18 protein-coding genes, 4 tRNA genes and 1 pseudogene are annotated in these 17,127 nt (G+C 68.2%); 8 read left to right on the forward strand and 15 right to left on the reverse strand.

Annotated features, from left to right (window positions below; translation table 11 throughout):
* Positions 1-7 precede the first annotated feature (7 nt).
* The 10 genes from secF to pgsA all read right to left on the reverse strand — a co-directional run bounded on the left by secF (position 8) and on the right by pgsA (position 8,950).
* Positions 8-1,243: a protein translocase subunit SecF gene (gene secF, locus AC4BGB_RS02745; protein WP_490544511.1), complete on the reverse strand. Its 1,236-nt coding sequence runs from the start codon at positions 1,241-1,243 to the stop codon at positions 8-10.
* The gene (secD, locus tag AC4BGB_RS02750) at positions 1,243-2,970 is read right to left on the reverse strand and encodes a protein translocase subunit SecD (protein WP_490544513.1); all 1,728 of its coding nucleotides are present in this window, start codon (positions 2,968-2,970) and stop codon (positions 1,243-1,245) included. Before secD ends, secF begins: the two co-directional genes overlap by 1 nt.
* 10 nt (positions 2,971-2,980) lie before the next feature.
* Positions 2,981-3,343, reverse strand: a complete 363-nt coding sequence (yajC, locus tag AC4BGB_RS02755) for a preprotein translocase subunit YajC (protein WP_490544514.1) — start codon at positions 3,341-3,343, stop codon at positions 2,981-2,983.
* Between the two features lie 123 nt (positions 3,344-3,466).
* Complete coding sequence (gene ruvB / locus AC4BGB_RS02760; protein WP_490546773.1) at positions 3,467-4,522, reverse strand: Holliday junction branch migration DNA helicase RuvB; 1,056 nt, start codon at positions 4,520-4,522, stop codon at positions 3,467-3,469.
* A gap of 34 nt (positions 4,523-4,556) precedes the next feature.
* On the reverse strand, positions 4,557-5,162 hold the full coding sequence (gene ruvA, locus AC4BGB_RS02765) for a Holliday junction branch migration protein RuvA (RefSeq protein ID WP_490544516.1): 606 nt from the start codon (positions 5,160-5,162) through the stop codon (positions 4,557-4,559).
* Positions 5,159-5,701: a crossover junction endodeoxyribonuclease RuvC gene (gene ruvC / locus AC4BGB_RS02770; protein WP_490544518.1), complete on the reverse strand. Its 543-nt coding sequence runs from the start codon at positions 5,699-5,701 to the stop codon at positions 5,159-5,161. The genes ruvA and ruvC overlap by 4 nt, the downstream gene beginning before the upstream one ends.
* Before the next feature lie 97 nt (positions 5,702-5,798).
* The gene (locus tag AC4BGB_RS02775) at positions 5,799-6,563 is read right to left on the reverse strand and encodes a YebC/PmpR family DNA-binding transcriptional regulator (protein ID WP_490544519.1); all 765 of its coding nucleotides are present in this window, start codon (positions 6,561-6,563) and stop codon (positions 5,799-5,801) included.
* The gene (pdxT, locus tag AC4BGB_RS02780; RefSeq protein ID WP_490544520.1) at positions 6,563-7,180 is read right to left on the reverse strand and encodes a pyridoxal 5'-phosphate synthase glutaminase subunit PdxT; all 618 of its coding nucleotides are present in this window, start codon (positions 7,178-7,180) and stop codon (positions 6,563-6,565) included. Before pdxT ends, AC4BGB_RS02775 begins: the two co-directional genes overlap by 1 nt.
* A 190-nt stretch (positions 7,181-7,370) precedes the next feature.
* Entirely contained in the window at positions 7,371-8,285 is a 915-nt protein-coding gene (gene pdxS, locus AC4BGB_RS02785; RefSeq protein WP_490544521.1) for a pyridoxal 5'-phosphate synthase lyase subunit PdxS, read from the reverse strand.
* A 44-nt stretch (positions 8,286-8,329) separates the two neighbouring features.
* A complete protein-coding gene (gene pgsA / locus AC4BGB_RS02790) occupies positions 8,330-8,950 on the reverse strand; it encodes a phosphatidylinositol phosphate synthase (protein WP_490544523.1) in 621 nt (206 codons plus the stop codon).
* 95 nt (positions 8,951-9,045) lie between these two features.
* Here pgsA and AC4BGB_RS02795 point away from each other — a divergent pair, with 95 nt between their 5' ends.
* The gene (locus tag AC4BGB_RS02795; protein WP_490544525.1) at positions 9,046-9,180 is read left to right on the forward strand and encodes a hypothetical protein; all 135 of its coding nucleotides are present in this window, start codon (positions 9,046-9,048) and stop codon (positions 9,178-9,180) included.
* On the forward strand, positions 9,177-10,325 hold the full coding sequence (locus tag AC4BGB_RS02800; protein WP_490544526.1) for a N(5)-(carboxyethyl)ornithine synthase: 1,149 nt from the start codon (positions 9,177-9,179) through the stop codon (positions 10,323-10,325). Before AC4BGB_RS02795 ends, AC4BGB_RS02800 begins: the two co-directional genes overlap by 4 nt.
* Here AC4BGB_RS02800 and AC4BGB_RS02805 read toward each other — a convergent pair.
* From AC4BGB_RS02805 to AC4BGB_RS02815, 3 genes are all read right to left on the reverse strand, one after another.
* Positions 10,318-10,878 (reverse strand): HIT family protein, encoded by a 561-nt coding sequence (locus tag AC4BGB_RS02805; protein WP_490544527.1) that lies wholly within the window; start codon positions 10,876-10,878, stop codon positions 10,318-10,320. The two genes, AC4BGB_RS02800 and AC4BGB_RS02805, sit on opposite strands and share 8 nt — an antisense overlap.
* Positions 10,875-12,869, reverse strand: coding sequence for a threonine--tRNA ligase (gene thrS, locus AC4BGB_RS02810; RefSeq protein WP_490544529.1), 1,995 nt, complete (start codon positions 12,867-12,869; stop codon positions 10,875-10,877). Before thrS ends, AC4BGB_RS02805 begins: the two co-directional genes overlap by 4 nt.
* 170 nt (positions 12,870-13,039) lie before the next feature.
* A tRNA-Val gene (locus AC4BGB_RS02815) sits at positions 13,040-13,114 on the reverse strand.
* Between the two features lie 355 nt (positions 13,115-13,469).
* Between AC4BGB_RS02815 and AC4BGB_RS02820 the strand changes: the two genes are divergently transcribed.
* Entirely contained in the window at positions 13,470-13,895 is a 426-nt protein-coding gene (locus AC4BGB_RS02820; protein WP_490544531.1) for an SsgA family sporulation/cell division regulator, read from the forward strand.
* 30 nt (positions 13,896-13,925) lie between these two features.
* Here AC4BGB_RS02820 and AC4BGB_RS02825 read toward each other — a convergent pair whose 3' ends face one another.
* Positions 13,926-14,747 (reverse strand): aminotransferase class IV, encoded by an 822-nt coding sequence (locus tag AC4BGB_RS02825; protein WP_490544533.1) that lies wholly within the window; start codon positions 14,745-14,747, stop codon positions 13,926-13,928.
* A 125-nt stretch (positions 14,748-14,872) separates the two neighbouring features.
* Between AC4BGB_RS02825 and AC4BGB_RS02830 the strand changes: the two genes are divergently transcribed.
* The 5 genes and pseudogenes from AC4BGB_RS02830 to AC4BGB_RS02850 form a co-directional block, all read left to right on the forward strand.
* Positions 14,873-14,945: transfer RNA gene (locus AC4BGB_RS02830), tRNA-Gly, on the forward strand.
* A gap of 23 nt (positions 14,946-14,968) precedes the next feature.
* Positions 14,969-15,039 (forward strand) — tRNA-Cys (locus AC4BGB_RS02835).
* 25 nt (positions 15,040-15,064) lie between these two features.
* Positions 15,065-15,139, forward strand: a tRNA-Val gene (locus AC4BGB_RS02840).
* A gap of 386 nt (positions 15,140-15,525) precedes the next feature.
* On the forward strand, positions 15,526-15,825 hold the full coding sequence (locus AC4BGB_RS02845; protein ID WP_490544534.1) for a hypothetical protein: 300 nt from the start codon (positions 15,526-15,528) through the stop codon (positions 15,823-15,825).
* A pseudogene (locus AC4BGB_RS02850) lies at positions 15,720-15,998 on the forward strand (hypothetical protein); the annotation flags it as partial. The gene AC4BGB_RS02845 and the pseudogene AC4BGB_RS02850, both read left to right, overlap by 106 nt.
* Positions 15,999-16,164: 166 nt before the next feature.
* On the opposite strand, the gene AC4BGB_RS02855 reads toward AC4BGB_RS02850, so the two are convergent.
* Positions 16,165-16,914, reverse strand: coding sequence for a hypothetical protein (locus AC4BGB_RS02855; protein ID WP_490544536.1), 750 nt, complete (start codon positions 16,912-16,914; stop codon positions 16,165-16,167).
* Between the last annotated feature and the right edge of the window lie 213 nt (positions 16,915-17,127).

Raw genomic sequence — 17,127 nt, forward strand, 5'->3', positions numbered from 1 at the left:
GGCGTCCTCACTTGCCGCGCTTGGAGCGAGGCTCACGCCTCGGCTGGCTGCGCTTGGCCGCACCCGAGTCGCGCATCGGCGCCTTCGGGTCGGGCACGGTCCGTCCCGATCCCGATGCCTCCGGTCGTCGCGGCGGGGCCTTCACCGGGGCTGCGCGCTCCTCCGGCTCGGACTCGAGGTCGTCGTGGTCCACAGGGGCGTCGTGCATCGGCAGGTCCTCGGAGAAGCTCGGCACGTCGGCGTACCGGTCCACGTCGCGCTTGGCGCGGGCCCTGGCGCGGGCGTCCTGCTGGGTGACCTCCTTCTCCCCCGCCTTCAGCTGCACCGCGAGCGGTGTGGCGATGAAGATCGAGGAGTAGGCACCGGCCGCCATGCCGACGAACAGCGAGAGCGAGAGGTCCTTCAGCGAGCCCGTCCCGAGGCTGACCGTGCCGACGTAGAGGATCACGCCGACTGGCAGCAGGGCGACGATCGAGGTGTTGATCGAGCGGACCAGGGTCTGGTTCACCGCGAGGTTGGCCAGCTGGGCGTAGGTGCGCTTGCCCTTGCGTCCCTTGCGGGTGTTCTCCTTCACCTTGTCGAAGACGACGACGGTGTCGTAGAGCGAGAAGCCCAGGATCGTCAGCAGGCCGGTGACCGTGGAGGGCGTCACCTCGAAGCCCGAGATCGCGTAGACGCCGATCGTGATGATCACGTCGTGGGCCAGCGCCACCAGCGCGGCGACCGACATCTTCCATTCTCGGAAGTAGGCCCAGATGAACAGCACCACCAGGACCAGGAACACCACGAGACCGGTGATGGCGCGCTCGGCCACCTGTTGGCCCCAGCTCGCGCCGATGTCCTGGGTGGAGATGTCGTCGCGTGCGTCGACCCCGACGGCCTTCGCGATGGCGTCGGTCACCTCGTCGGACTGCGTGTCGGTGAGCTCCTCGGTCTGCACCCGGATCGACTCGCCCGAGGTGTTCACGATCGGTGAGGAGGCGGCGTCGATCCCGGTGTCGGCGACGGCGGCGCGGATCTTGTCGACGTTGTCCTGGGTGACCTGGTTGGCCGGGAGGCTCACCCGGTACTCGACCCCACCCTCGAACTCGATGCCGAAGTTGAGCCCCTTGAAGAACAACCCGGCCATGGCGACCGCGATGATCACGATCGAGATGCCGTACCAGAGCCACTTGCGGCCGACGAAGTCGATCGAGACGTCGCCCTCGTAGAGCGCGTTTCCGAGCCTGCTCATCTTGCCCATCAGGAACCTCCTCCGACGAGCTGCGGCTGCTTGGACTGGGGAGCCTCGTCGATGCCGAGGGTCTCAGGAGAGAGCCCGGAGAACCGGGACCCGGAGTTGAAGAACTTGCGTCTCGCGAGCAGGGTCATCATCGGCTTGGTGAACCAGAAGAACACCGCGACGTCGATCAGGGTGCTGATGCCGAGCGCGAAGGCGAAGCCCCGCACCACGCCGATCGCGAAGATGTAGAGCACCACGGCGGCCAGCAGCGAGACGGCGTCCGCGGCCAGGCAGGTCATCCGCGCGCTGGCCCACCCGGTCTCCACGGCCACCCGCATGGACTTCCCGTCGCGCATCTCGTCACGTATTCGTTCGAAGTAGACGATGAAGGAGTCAGCGGTGATACCGACCCCCACGATCAGTCCGGCGATGCCCGGGAGGGTGAGCGTGAAGCCGGCAGCCTTGGCCAGCACCAGCACGGTGCCGTAGGTGATCACGCCGGCGACGACCAGTGAGGCCACGACGACGATGCCGAGTCCTCGGTAGTAGACAAGGCAGTAGATCATCACGATCACCAGGCCGATGCTTCCGGCCAGGATGCCTGCGGAGAGCTGGTTGCCGGCGAGCGAGGGGCCGATGGTCTCGACGGTGCTGTCGAAGCGCAGCGGGAGGGCGCCGTACTTCAACGAGTTGGCCAGTGACGACGCATCGGCCTCACTGAAGTCGCCGGTGATCTGGGCGTTTCCGTCGAGGATCGGCTCGTTGACCCCCGCGTAGGAGATGACCGAACCGTCGAGCACGATCGCGAACGTGCCCTGGTTCTGGTTGAGCGCGGTGGTCGTGTCGCCGAACACCTTGCGGGCCGTGCTCTTGAACGACAAGTTCACGGCCCAGCCGACCCCGTTGGGCGGGGTGCCGTAGGAGGCCGACTTCAGCTCGGTGCCCTCGATCAGGGACTTGGAGAGCAGGAACTTCTGGCCCTCGTCGTCGCAGGCGATCAGCGGCTGGTTGGGGTTGTCCGCCTTGGGTGCGGCCTCGTCGGCGGTCGGGCACACGAACTCGGAGAACTTCTGGAGCCACTCGATGCCCGGGTCCTGGGACCAGGCCAGCGGGTCGTTGACCGGTGCACCCTTCTGGGTGATCTGCGGGGCCTCCTGCGTGGGCGCCTGCTCAGCGGGGGCACTCGGCGTCGGTTCGGACTCCGGTGAAGGGGTGGTCGTGGCCTGGGGCTTGGTGAAGGGTGCGGTCCGCGGCTTGGGCGTGGCCGTCGCCTCCGGGGCCTTCTGCTGCTTGTCCTGGCCGGCCTTGCCCTTGGGGGCCGCCGACGGGCTGGCCGACGGGCTCGGGGAGGCGCTGGGCTCCTCGGCGGGAGTTCCCGGCTGCGGCGAACCGGCCACCAGCCGGAAGCGGAGCTGGGCGGTGCGCTTGACCGCCTCGACGAGGTTGGAGGCGTTCTCGCCGGGGATCTCCACGATGATGTTGCGGTTGCCCTGGGTGGAGACCTCGGCCTCCGAGACACCGCTGCCGTTGACGCGGGAGTCGACGATGCTCGCCGCTTCCTTGAGCTTCTCCTGGGTGATCGAGTCGCCCGCGGAGATGGCCGACAGCGTGATCCGGGTGCCACCCTCGAGGTCGAGGCCCAGGCGCGGCTTCCAGGTCTGCCCGATCGCTGCGAGCCCGTAGAGCACGCAGATGGTCAGTCCGAAGATGACCAGCGTCCGCACTGGACGGAGCTTGTTCTTCGCCACGGCGGTGTCCTCAGTCCTCGGTCTTGGTCGGGTCGGACCCGGCGGAACGCTCCCCCGGAACCTCGCCGGCGTCAGGTGCAGCCTCGGTCCGGGGCTGGTCCCCGGCACCCTCGAGCTCGTCCACACGGCGTACGACGACCTGGCGGGCCACCGTGACCACCACGCCGGGCGCCACCTCGAGCTCGGCCTTCCCCTCGGACAACGCGCGGATGGTGCCGAAGATCCCCGAGGACAGCACGACCTCCTGGCCCACCTCGAGTGAGTTCTGCAGGTCCTGGACCCGTCGTTGCTGGTTGCGGGCAGGTCGCATGACGATGGCCCAGAAGGCCAGCATGGCGACGACGATCACAAGCAGCTGCGCAGCGGCAGACACGAGAAACAACTCCCAGGGGAAGACAACAGGTGAAGGGCGCCACCTCAGGACCGCCGCAAAGCCAGGTGGCTCCGCCGGTCCACTCAAGGTCACCGACCGTGAAGTCTAACGGCCGAGAGGCGCTCAGTCCGACTGCGACCCGAACAGAACTGGGTCTTCTCCTGCGACTCCGGGCGGGGGCTTGAGCCCCAGGTGCACCCAGGCCGCGGGGGTGGCGATCCTGCCGCGGGCGGTGCGGGCCAACAGGCCCTGGCGCACCAGGAACGGCTCCGCGACCTCCTCCACGGTCTCGCGCTCCTCACCCACGCCGACCGCGAGCGTGCTGACCCCGACCGGCCCGCCACCGAAGCGGCGGCACAAGACGTCGAGCACGGCGCGGTCCAGGCTGTCGAGGCCGGACTCGTCGACCTCGAACAGCTCGAGGGCCGCGCGGGCCAGCTCGCGGGTCACCACGCCGTCGGCACGGACCTGCGCGTAGTCGCGCACCCGGCGCAGGAGCCGGTTGGCGATCCGGGGGGTGCCGCGGGAACGCAGCGAGATCTCGTGGGCGCCATCGCGCTGCAGCTCGACGTCGAGGAGGCCGGCTGAGCGGCGCACGATCCGCTCGAGGTCGGCCGGCTCGTAGAACTCGAGGCGGGCCGTGAACCCGAACCGGTCCCGCAGCGGGCTGGGCAGCAGTCCCGCACGGGTCGTGGCCCCGACCAGGGTGAACGGCGGGATCTCCAGGGGGATCGCGGTCGCGCCGGGCCCCTTGCCGATGACCACGTCGACCCGGAAGTCCTCCATGGCCATGTAGAGCATCTCCTCCGCCGGCCGGGACATCCGGTGGATCTCGTCGACGAAGAGCACGTCGCCCTCGTTGAGACCGGAGAGGATCGCTGCGAGGTCGCCCGCGTGGGTGATGGCGGGACCGCTGGTCAGCCGGAGCGGTGCGCTCATCTCCGCGGCGATGATCATCGCGAGGGTCGTCTTGCCGAGGCCGGGGGGACCACTCATCAACACGTGGTCGGCCACCCGATGGCGGTTCCTGGCTGCCTGCAACAGCAGGGACAGCTGCTCGCGGACGCGTTCCTGGCCGACCACCTCGTCGAGGGTGCGCGGGCGCAGTGCCGCCTCCACCACTCGTTCGTCCCCGTCCGCGTCGGCCGCGGTGAGGGGTCGGGAGGTCAGGTAGGCGATCTCTGCCGCGTCGAGCTCGGTCTCGTCCACCGGGTCAGGCCTTGCTCATCGTCTGCAGCGCAGCACGCAGCAGGGGCGCGACCTCTGGAACGGGCATCGCCTGGGCCTGCGGGAGGACTGCGGTCACAGCCTGGTCGGCTTCCTTGGCAGACCAGCCGAGACCCACGAGCGCGGCTTGGACCTGCACCTTCCAACCGTCGCGAGCGGGGGCAGCGGGCCGGGTCGCGGCTGCGGAGGTGGGTGGACCGATCCGGTCGCGCAGCTCGAGGATGATGCGCTGCGCACCCTTCTGGCCGATGCCCGGGACGGCGGTCAGCGTCTTGACGTCGTCACCGGCCACGGCTCGGCGCAGCGTCTCGGGGCGGTGCACCGCCAGCATCGCCTGCGCCAGCTTGGGTCCGACCCCACTGGCGGTCTGGACGAGCTCGAACATCTGCTTCTCGTCGTCGTCGGCGAACCCGAACAGCGTCAGGGAGTCCTCACGCACGACCATGCTGGTGGGCAGGGTGGCCTCGGCGCCGATGCGCAGGCCGGCGATCGTGTCCGGGGTGCACTGCAGCTCCAGTCCCACGCCGCCCACCTCGAGGACGGCGGAGGTCAGGCCCACGGCAGCGACCCTGCCCCGCACGAACGCGATCATCGTGCGCGTCCCGAGGTCGCGTGCACGGCTGTGTGGGCAGCCACGGCCGCCTCGAGGCGGTTGGTCGCGCCCCCACGCCAGATGTGGCAGATGGCCAGCGCCAGGGAGTCGGCCGCGTCAGCCGGTTTCGGCACCTCGGTGAGCCGCAGCAGCCGGGTCACCATGGCTCCGACCTGGGCCTTGTCGGCGCGGCCGCTCCCGGTCACCGACGCCTTCACCTCGCTGGGGGTGTGCAGGGCCACCGGGATGCCGCGCCGTGCCGCCACCAGCAGGGCGATGCCGCTGGCCTGGGCGGTGCCCATCACCGTCTTGACGTTGTGCTGGCTGAAGACCCGCTCGACCGCCACGGCGTCGGGCCGGGTCGCGTCGAGCCACTCCTCGAGGCCGGACTCGATCAGGCACAGCCGCTGCGCGAGCGGCATCTGCGCCGAGGTGCGGACCACGCCGACGTCGACCAGCGAGAGTGGCCGGCCGACCGAGCCCTCGACTGCACCCACACCGCACCGGGTGAGGCCGGGGTCGATCCCGAGCACACGCATGAAGACTCCTCGCTCGTCCGAACACCTGTTCGCACCACGCTAACCGGGCGACCCCGCCCGGGGCGGCCCGACTCGCCGGGAGCGGGCCCGGAGCCCCTCACGCGTCGAGGGCCGCCAGCACGTCGTCGGGGACGTCGAAGTTGGCGTAGACGTTCTGGACGTCGTCGAGGTCCTCGAGCGCCTCGACCAGCCGGAAGACCTTGCCGGCCCCGTCGGCGTCCAGCTCGACCTGCATGCTCGGCACGAACGAGGCCTCGGCGGAGTCGTAGTCCACGCCCGCGGCCTGCAGCGCGGTGCGTACGGCGACCAGGTCGGTCGGCTCGCTGACCACCTCGAAGGCGTCCCCGTGGTCGTTGACGTCCTCGGCACCGGCCTCCAGCGTGGCCTCGAGGACGTCGTCCTCGTCGACGCGCTTGCCCTCCTGCTCCGCGGGCACCACGACGACGCCCTTGCGGTGGAACAGGTAGGAGACCGAGCCCGGGTCGGCCAGCGAGCCGCCGTTGCGGTTCATCGCCGTCCGGACCTCCATCGCGGCACGGTTCTTGTTGTCGGTGAGGCACTCGATCAGGAACGCGACACCGTTGGGGCCGTAGCCCTCGTACATGATCGTGCTGTAGTCGGCCCCACCCGCCTCGGCGCCCGAGCCGCGCTTGACCGCGCGGTCGATGTTGTCGTTGGGGACCGAGGACTTCTTGGCCTTCTGGATGGCGTCGTAGAGCGTGGGGTTCCCGGAGATGTCCCCTCCGCCCATCCGGGCGGCGACCTCGATGTTCTTGACGAGCTTGGCGAACATCTTGCCGCGCCGGGAGTCGATGACGGCCTTCTTGTGCTTCGTCGTCGCCCACTTGGAGTGACCTGACATCAGCGGTTCCCTTCCGTTGCACGTGCGACTACGAGGTCACAGAAGAGACGGTGGATGCGTACGTCGGATCCCACCTCGGGGTGGAACGACGTCGCCATCAGCGATCCCTGCCGGACGGCGACGATCCTACCCGCGGCAGCGCCGGTGGCGGCCCGGGCAAGCACCTCGACACCAGGTCCGGCCGACTCCACCCAGGGAGCGCGGATGAAGACGGCGTGCACGGGGTCCTCGAGACCGGCGAAGTCGAGCGGCTCCTCGAAGGAGTCGACCTGGCGGCCGAAGGCGTTGCGACGGACGGTGACGTCGAGTCCCCCGATGCCCTCCTGGTCGTGAGTGCCGTCCACGACTCGGTCGGCCAGCAGGATCATCCCCGCACAGGTGCCGAAGGCCGGCATCCCGCCCCGGACCCGGTCGCGCAGCGGCTCGAGCAGGTCGAAGATCCGCGCCAGCTTCGCGATCGTGGTCGACTCCCCGCCCGGGATCACCAGGCCGTCACAGCTCGCCAGCTCCTCCGGGCGGCGTACGGCGAACGCCGCGACCTCGAGCTCGGTCAGCACCCGCAGGTGCTCGCGGACGTCGCCCTGGAGGGCGAGTACGCCGACACGGGGCCCCGTCACCGGATCACCGGAACCGGTCGGGCGAGGCGGCCACCGAGGTCCCGATGGGGTGCCTCCCCCGCGGCGGCACCCCACCGGGACTGGTGGGTTGATCGCGCTAGGCGATGCACCGCCAATGGTGGCCTAAAAAACGGGCAGATGCCATCGTTTTCGGCAAAAGTCACAAACCGCGCATAGCGGACGGGATTCGTCACCAGCCGCGTTCGGCCAGCCGGTGCGGCTGCGGGATCTCCTCGACGTTGATGCCGACCATGGCCTCACCGAGCCCGCGGGAGACCTTGGCCACCACATCGGGGTCGTCGTGGAAGGTGGTCGCCTTGACGATCGCCTCGGCACGCTCGGCCGGGTTGCCGGACTTGAAGATGCCCGACCCCACGAAGACCCCTTCGGCCCCGAGCTGCATCAGCAGCGCTGCGTCGGCCGGTGTCGCGATGCCTCCCGCGGTGAACAGCACCACCGGGAGCTTGCCACTGGACGCGACCTCGGCAACCAGGTCGTAGGGCGCCTGCAGCTCCTTGGCGGCGACGTACAGCTCGTCCTCGGCGAGGGAACCCAGCCGGCGGATCTCGCGACGGATGGTGCGCATGTGCGTGACGGCGTTGGAGACGTCACCCGTGCCGGCCTCGCCCTTGGAGCGGATCATCGCCGCGCCCTCGGTGATCCTGCGCAGCGCCTCCCCCAGGTTGGTGGCCCCGCAGACGAAGGGAACCGTGAAGGCCCACTTGTCGATGTGGTTGGAGTAGTCGGCCGGGGTGAGCACCTCGGACTCGTCGACGTAGTCCACGCCCAGGCTCTGCAGCACCTGCGCCTCGGCGAAGTGCCCGATCCTGGCCTTGGCCATCACCGGGATGCTGACGGCTTCGATGATGCCGTCGATCATGTCCGGGTCGCTCATCCGCGAGACGCCGCCCTGGGCCCTGATGTCGGCGGGGACGCGCTCGAGCGCCATCACGGCGACGGCGCCCGCGTCCTCGGCGATCTTCGCCTGCTCGGCGGTGACCACGTCCATGATCACCCCGCCCTTGAGCATCTCGGCCATGCCGCGCTTGACGCGCGAGGTGCCTGTCTCGGGAGAGCTCTGGGTGATCGAGGGGTCCTGGGTCATAGTCGAAGCCTACGACTGCGTCACACCACGACCACCGCCGGTCGTCAGTCCTGGCGCTCCTCGGCCAACGCCTGCTGGCGCACCATCAGGATGCGGCGGGCGACGGTCTCGGTGCTGGCCAGGGCCAGCGCCCACAAGGTGACCAGCATCAGGATCGGCAGGTCGAAGATCGCACCGAGGCCGGTCATCACCAAGATGGCCACGAGCCGGTCCGCCCGCTCGGCGATCCCACCCTTGGCCTGCATCCCCAGGGATTCCGCCCGGGCCCGCGCATAGCTGGTCACGGCGCCCATCACCAGGCAGTAGAGCGAGAGGCACAGGTAGAGGTAGCTGTCCCCCGGCCCGGCGAAGTAGAGCACCAGGCCACCGAAGATGGCTGCGTCACCGATCCGGTCGAGCGTGGAGTCGAAGAAGGCACCGAACTTGGACGTGCGGCCGGTGGCGCGGGCCATCGCACCGTCGACGAGGTCGCTGAACACGAAGGCGGTGATCACCAGGACGCCGGTGAGCAGCTTCCCCTGGGGGAAGAACACCAGGGCGCCGGCGCTGACACCCAGGGTGCCGACGAGCGTGACCGCGTCCGGACTGATCCCCAGCCTGATGAAGGCGTTCACGATCGGCGCCAGCATGACGCTCTGCCAGAAGTGCTTGAACCGGTCCAACATGTCGCGATGAGGCTACCGTCCGGCAGTCGGCCTGCTTGCGCAGGGCGTACGGTCTGGTCACGGAGCCATTCAGGCTTCCCATGAAAAGGGTCCCGATGAGCGACAAGTCGCCTCGCCAGAGCATGACCAAGAAGACCGGCAAGTCCATCAAGGAGAAGCGGGCCGCCAAGCGGGAAGACGCTCAGGACACCCCCCTCGCCAAGACCCCCCAGGTCGGCAAGAAGCGTTGAGTTCCGCGGCGCTACGCCTGGGAGTCATCGGTTCGTCGTCGAAGGAGAACGAGCACCGGCTCCCGCTCCACCCCGACCACCTCGACCGGATCCCGAGCGAGCTCCGGCGACTCATCACCCTCGAGCACGGCTTCGGCGCACGCTTCCGACGCACCGACGCCGAGCTCGCGGGGCTCGTGGCGGGTTTCGCGACGCGTGAGGAGATCCTCGCCGACTCCGACGTCGTGCTCCTGCCCAAGCCGCAGCCCTCGGACGTCGAGGCCATGCGCCCCGGCTCCGTGTTGTGGGGTTGGCCGCACTGCGTCCAGGACCCGGTCGTGACCCAGATCGCGATCGACCGGCAGCTCACCCTGATCGCATTCGAGGTGATGAACCACTGGACTGTCGATGGCAACGTCGGACTGCACGTGTTCCACAAGAACAACGAGCTGGCCGGCTACTGCTCGGTGCTGCAGGCACTGGAGCTGACCGGTTCGACAGGAGACTACGGTCGTCGGCTGCAGGCGGTGGTGATCGGGTTCGGCGCGACTGCTCGAGGCGCGGTCACCGCCCTGAACGCGCACGGGATCCACCAGGTGGCCGTGCTCACCAACCGAGGAGTGGCCGCCGTCGGCTCCCCGATCCATTCCGTGCAGATCCGGCAGTTCGACCACGACCCTGAGCCGCCGTACAAGAGCCACGTGATCACCGAGCGTGGCCGGACGCCGCTGGCGGACTACCTCGCCGAGAACGACATCGTCGTCAACTGCACGCTCCAGGACACCGCCGCACCACTCACGTTCCTCTCCCTCGACGACCTTGCCGGGTTCCGCCAGGGCAGCCTGGTCGTCGACGTCTCGTGCGACGAGGGAATGGGGTTCGAGTGGGCCAGGCCCACCTCGTTCGAGGACCCGATGTTCACGGTGGCCGACAAGATCGACTACTACGCGGTCGACCACTCCCCGTCGTACCTGTGGAACTCGGCGACCTGGGAGAACAGCGAGGCGCTGCTGCCCTTCCTGCCGGTCGTGCTGGCCGGACCTGCCGCCTGGGACGCGAACGAGACGATCAGTCGCGCGATCGAGGTGCGGGACGGTCACGTCGTCAACCCGGCGATCCTGAGCTTCCAGGGGCGCAGGGCCGAGCACCCGCACGAGGTCAGCTGACCGGATCCACCCAGGCGCCGGCCAGCAGGTCCCGCGTGTCCTGCAGCAGCTCGGGCAGGGTCTTGGTCTGGCCGATGATCGGCATGAAGTTCTGGTCGCCCAGCCAGCGCGGCACCACGTGCTGGTGCAGGTGCGCGGCGATCCCGGCCCCTGCGACGGCACCCTGGTTCATCCCCACGTTGAAGCCCTGGGCGCCCGAGACGCTGCGCAGCGTGGTCATCGCGCTCTTGGTCAGTCCGGCGATCTCGGCGACCTCGGCCTCGGTGGTCTCGGTGTACTGCGCGATGTGCCGGTAGGGGCAGACCATCAGGTGACCGGGCGCGTAGGGGTAGAGGTTGAGCACGACGTAGGCCAGCTCACCGCGGTGTACGACGAGACCCTCGGCGTCCCCGAGCGAGGGGATCCGGCAGAACGGGCACTCCCCCGCGGTGTCGTCGGCCGGCTTGCTCTCCCCGCGGATGTAGGCCATCCGGTGGGGTGTCCAGAGCCGGTCGAGCCCGTCGGGCTCGCCGATGCCGTCCTGGCGGATCACCCGGTCGCTGCCCTGGCTCACACCTGCACCCTGGCCGCGACCGCCTCCGCGACGCGGGCGATGGCCTCCTCGATCGGGACGCCGTTGTCCTGGCGCCCGTCGCGGTAGCGGAAGCTCACGGCGCCCGCCTCGACGTCGTTGTCGCCCGCGATCACCATGAACGGGACCTTCTGCAGCTGCGCGTTGCGGATCTTCTTCTGCATCCGGTCGTCGGAGTCGTCGACCTCCACGCGGATCCCCTGCGACCGCATCTGGGCGGCGATCCCGGCCAGGTAGTCGTTGTGCCGCTCGGCGATCGGGATCCCCTGCACCTGCACCGGCGCGAGCCATGGAGGGAACGCTCCGGCGTAGTGCTCGGTGAGCACCCCCATGAACCGCTCGATCGAGCCGAACTTGGCCGAGTGGATCATCACCGGCTGCTGCCGGGTGCCGTCGGCGGCGACGTACTCGAGGTTGAACCGCTCGGCGGAGGGCTGGTTGAAGTCGTACTGGATGGTGGACATCTGCCAGGTGCGGCCGATGGCGTCGCGGGCCTGCACGGAGACCTTGGGCCCGTAGTACGCCGCCCCGCCCGGGTCCGGGACGAGCTCGAGGCCGGTCTCGGTGCACACGTCCTCGAGGACCTTGGTCGCCACGGCCCAGTCCTCGTCGGACCCGATGAACTTGTCCTTCGACGCGTCGCGCGTGGACAGTTCGAGGTAGAAGTCGTCGAGCCCGAAGTCGCGGAGCAGGCTGAGCACGAACCCGAGCAGGTGCCTGATCTCGTCGGGGGCCTGCTCGGCGGTGACGTAGGAGTGGGAGTCGTCCTGGGCGAAGCCGCGCACCCGGGTGAGCCCGTGGACCACGCCGGACTTCTCGTGCCGGTAGACGTGCCCGAACTCGAACAGGCGCAGGGGCAGCTCACGGTAGGAGCGCTGCCGCGAGCGGAAGATCAGGTTGTGCATCGGGCAGTTCATCGCCTTGAGCCGGTAGTCCTGGCCGTCGACGTCGAGTGCCGGGAACATCCCCTCGCCGTAGTACGGCAGATGCCCGGAGGTGTGGAAGAGCCCCTCCTTGGCGATGTGCGGCGTACCGACGTACTCGAAGCCCTCCTCGATGTGGCGGCGACGGACGTAGTCCTCCATCTCGCGCTTGATCACCCCGCCCTTGGGGTGGAACACCGGGAGTCCCGAGCCGATCTCGTCGGGGAAGCTGAACAGGTCGAGGTCGCGACCGAGCTTGCGGTGGTCGCGGCGCTCGGCCTCCTCGATCCGGTGGAGGTGCGCGTCCAGGGCCTCCTTGCTCTCCCAGGCGGTCCCGTAGATGCGCTGCAGCTGCTTGTTCTTCTCGTTGCCGCGCCAGTACGCCGCCGCGCTCCGCATCAGCTTGAACGCGGGGATCCGCTTCGTGGTGGGCAGGTGGGGCCCGCGGCAGAGGTCCTTCCAGGCCACCTCGCCCTTGCGGTTGACGTTGTCGTAGATCGTCAGCTCACCGGCGCCGACCTCGGCGCTGGCTCCCTCCGCGGCCTCGCCCGCCGACCCCTTCAGCCCGATCAGCTCGAGCTTGTAGGGCTCCGCGGAGAGCTCGGTCCTCGCGTCGTCGTCGGAGACCGCACGGCGTTCGAACCGCTGGTTCTCCTTGATGATCTTGCGCATCCGGGACTCGATCTTCTCGAGGTCCTCGGGCACGAACGGCGTCTCGACGTCGAAGTCGTAGTAGAAGCCGTTCTCGATCGGCGGCCCGATGCCGAGCTTGGCGTCGGGGAACAGGTCCTGCACGGCCTGGGCCAGCACGTGGGCGGTGGAGTGACGCAGGATGTCGCGCCCGTCGGGGCTCTCGATGCTCACCGGCTGCACCTCGTCACCGTCGCCGAGCACGTGGGAGAGATCACGCAGCGCGTCCCCGACCCGGACGGCGATCACGTCGGGGGTCTCGGTGAACAGCTCCCAGGCCTTGGTCCCGTCGGTCACCGTCCGGTCCTCGCGCGCGGCGGCCCCGTCGTCATGGACGAGATGGACGAGGATGTCGGACACGAGGCGGGCTCCCTGACGTGGTGGGGGGTGCGAGATGAAGGCTTCTGCCGGGGGCAGCGCAGCCTGGAGCGATCGTATCGACGTGCGCCCCGGACGCGGTACCGGGATTGCCGCCGGCGGATCCGCCACAACGCACAGAGCCCGGCCGCTGGGGCCGGGCTCTGTGCAACTGGTGGGCGATACTGGGTTCGAACCAGTGACCTCTTCGGTGTGAACGAAGCGCGCTACCACTGCGCCAATCGCCCGGGGATACCCCGGAGCATCCCTGCTGTCGGACGAGTTGTCGCCGACGGGATGATCCGGAGGAACCTTAGCGCAGGTTCCGGCGTGGTTCGACACGGGGTCACGCCACCCGGTTGGCGCTCAGGTCCCATAGCCGTTCGACCGGCAAGACCTCGCATTTGGGCTATTGCTGACTAGACCACTGACAACCGAAAATAGACCAGCAGCGTGAGAAAGTTAGACCACTCGTGGGATAAAACGGACATATCGGTAGAAGCCCTGTGCGACTTCCCATTCGCGCCCCAGAATCAACTCATCGCGTGGAGGGCGCGTTGGGGTTTCTGGAGGGAGACCCCGATGAGAGCAAGGGGAGTTTCGATGAAGCAGACGAAGACCGCTCAGGTCGTCACCGAGAACGTCGAGCTGGAGTTCGTGGACCCGCAGGGCGAGGCGACCTCGATCGAGGCGGACCTGGTCTTCGACCCGGCCGACCCGTACGCCGTGACCATGGTGTTCCGGACCGGCGTGCAGGAGGTCCTGTGGACCTTCGGTCGTGAGCTCCTCGTCGACGGGCGCTACGAGCCCACCGGCGACGGCGACGTCCACGTCTGGCCCTGCCTGAGCTCCGACGGCTGCGCCGTGGTGATCATCGAGCTGTGCTCCCCCGACGGCGAGCTGCTCGTCCAGGCCGCGGCGCGCAGCGTCGACCGGTTCGTCACCGCGATGCTCGCCTCGGTCCCCGACGGCCAGGAGAGCGCGTTCGTCGACTTCGACGACGAGCTCGCCTCGATCCTCAGCATCTGACGCACCCGCCCACAGCCCGGCGACCCGTCCTCACGGGTCGGGGTGCTGTGCCTGCCTGGTCGACCAGGTGGCCATCAGCTCACGGGTGACCGGTCCGGGCGCTTCCAGCACGCGGTCGTCGATGCGCTCGACTCCCTGCACGTCGCGCGTCGTCGACAGCAGGAAGATCTCGTCTGCGGTGTCGAGCACCTCGATCGGCTCGTCAACCTCGGTGACGTCGTACCACTCCAGCAGCAGGGCCCTGGTGACCCCGGCGAGGCATCCCGACGCCAACGACGGGGTGCGGACCTCACCGCCCACGACGTAGCCGACGTTCGAGCCCGTGCCCTCGCACAGGTTCCCGGCCAGGTTCGCGAAGATCGCCTCGCTAGCCCCTCGCCTGGCCGCCTCCGCGAGCGCCACCACGTTCTCGGCGTACGACGTGGTCTTGACCCCCGACAGGGCCCCTCGCTCGTTGCGTGGCCACTGCACGCGCGCCACGGCTGCTGTGGGGGATGCCGCGCTCATCGGGGCAGCCAGCACCACCACCGTGGGTGGTCCCTCTCCCCTGCCGGAGCCCAGCGGAGCCGCACCGCCGGTGTAGGTGACCCGGAGCCGTCCCAGCTCGAGGTGCTCGCGTGCGAGCACCTCGGAGACCCCGGACCGGATCTCCCCCAGGTCCGGACCGGGCAGGCCCAGCGCCGCCGCGGAGCGGCCCAGCCGCTCCAGGTGCCGGGTCAACGCGAACGGCTCCCCGTCGACGACCTTGATCGACTCGAAGACCCCGTCCCCGACGGTGAATCCGTGGTCGGTGACGCCGATGACCGGCTCGTCCGGATCCTCGAGCAATCGGCCGTTCACCCAAGCGCGCATGGGTCGAGATTAGCCCGTGGCACAGGGGAAACAGGGCTGTCCGAGGCGCGAAGGATGCCCCGAGTTTGTAGCCGTTCAGACATCGGCTATGGTTTCCCACGCAACGCCGGTTCGCCGGCAAGCAAGCGGACGTAGCTCAGTTGGTAGAGCGCAACCTTGCCAAGGTTGAGGTCGCGAGTTCGAGTCTCGTCGTCCGCTCGGAGTAAAGCCGAAGCCTCCACGGTGGGTTGGCCGAGAGGCGAGGCAACGGACTGCAAATCCGTCTACACGGGTTCAAATCCCGTACCCACCTCGATTTCGTTAGAGTGCAACATCCAGGGCGATTGGCGCAGTGGTAGCGCGCTTCCTTGACACGGAAGAGGTCACTGGTTCAAACCCAGTATCGCCCACCAGAGAAACAGCAGGTCAGAGGCCCTTTCGGGGGCCTCTTTCTGTATCCCGTGCGGATACGTGCGCAATCACTAATGAGTAGGTCTGAGTTCAGGAGACTGACCTCGGTTTGGTATTCGCCTCGGGCGGCGTACCTGTCAGTGGTGGCGATACCCCAGGTAAGAGCAGCAAACACCTGCATCCGGAGACTAGACACGGCCCGCGGCGCGGCGCGCAGATTTCTAGCCCCACCTGACCCAGTGAGACTCGGATCACTCAGACATTCCGGTTGGTCGTGTGTCTTGGGGGCACGGAGTAGGTGTCCCGCCAACCGTCGGGTAATGACGCTTGCACCTCTCGCTTCAGCATCGAGGCATCTGTGCCCGCACTACGCAACAGGAGTCTCACCATGTCGAACGTCGACACCACCGCTCGCAACGACCACAACACCGCCACCCACGCGCACACCCCTGCGCGCCGTGTCAGCACCGAGACGAAGGCATCGTTCAAGACGACCGAGCTCATCGCCTACGTCGCCGCCGTCATCGCCGTGCTGATCGCCTCGGCGATCGTCGACTCGAGCGACTTCGGTGCCCAGGAGGCATGGCGCTATGTCACCTTCCTGACCATCGGCTACATGATCAGCCGCGGACTCGCGAAGTCCGGCAGCCGCGACTACTTCGACGACAACGGGCACGACGCTCGCTGACTTACCTGTTGAAGGGCCCCGGACATCACGCAGGTGACCGGGGCCCTTTCAGATCGCGAAAGCCGATCGCCAGCCAGATTGCGCGTCCCGGGCACACTGACCCGAGGCCCGCCCGCTTCCTCACCCGCGAACAAGTCGCGGAAGAACTCAACATCTCCGAGTCCCAGGTCTACGCACTCATCCGCCGCGGCGAACTCCGGGCAGCCAAGTTCGGCGGACGAGGCATCTGGCACGCGGTCGCGACGACATCGAGGCATACATCGAGCGCACGTATGCGGACACCGAGCGCTGATCAACGAGCACCCGTTCGCGGCACAGTTGGGCGAAGAGGTCGATCCGTCAGGAGACGAGTGACCGAGGGTCTGCGGGCGCTTCGCGCCCGCTGCCCCCCTTCCGGGGGGTTCGGAACGGCGCGGAAACCGCGGGCTTCGTGTTGGAGTTGCCGTAGTAGACGTATCTCCATGTGTACCCATTCGGCTTGAACCTCCATTTGAAGGTGCCGTTCTTCTTGGTGCGGTTGCCTTCGACGTAGGACCAATCACCGCCAATGACGGCCTGGATCGCAACGGGTTGGCGGGCATAGGCGCGGCCGGAACGGGTGAGTCGCCCCGTGACCTTCCACTTGAACTTGCCACCAGTCCGCTTGGCCTTTCTTGTGAGCGCTGTGTTCGCCCGCCACGGCACGACCTTGGTGAACTTGAAGCTCTTGGTGGCGGTAGCCACCGTCGCGTTCTCGTAGTTCTCGTCATTCCCCTCGGCCCGGACTCGCACGGTGTACCAGCCGGGGGTGTCGTAGCCCCCACAGAGCTCGACGTGAAACGAGACAGATGCGGAAGGCTCGTCATAGAAATAGTCACCTGCCGTGTACTCGCCGTTGGGCCCCGTCACGGTGGCGTCGATGGAGTTGTACGCGTCTCCCGCCCAGTCGCCAGCGACGGTGACCCAGGACCCGCCGCAGGCGTCATTCTTGACGCTGATGTTGGGTGCGGTGATGCGCACTGACGTGACCGCTTGTGCCGGAGTTGCGACGACCGAGAGGCCCGTCCCCACCAAGACAACCGCGACTAGGGCGGCGGCGAGCTTCTTCATGACGATTCCTCTTCGAGAGCTGTCTGAGTGCCCGCCCGAGCGGCCGGCTCACAGACAATGGGGCGCACGGGACCCTATTGACCAGGCGGTCCCGGCATGTGGTCTGTCTGGGCTGGACCACTCGTCTTGACAGTCTCAGCCGTTGACCGCCATGCGCTCGGGCGAACGGTCCGACACTTTCATTGGGTGGCTGGCATTGCAGCTTCCTCGCTA

This window comes from Nocardioides sp. Z30_9 (genome assembly GCF_058215735.1).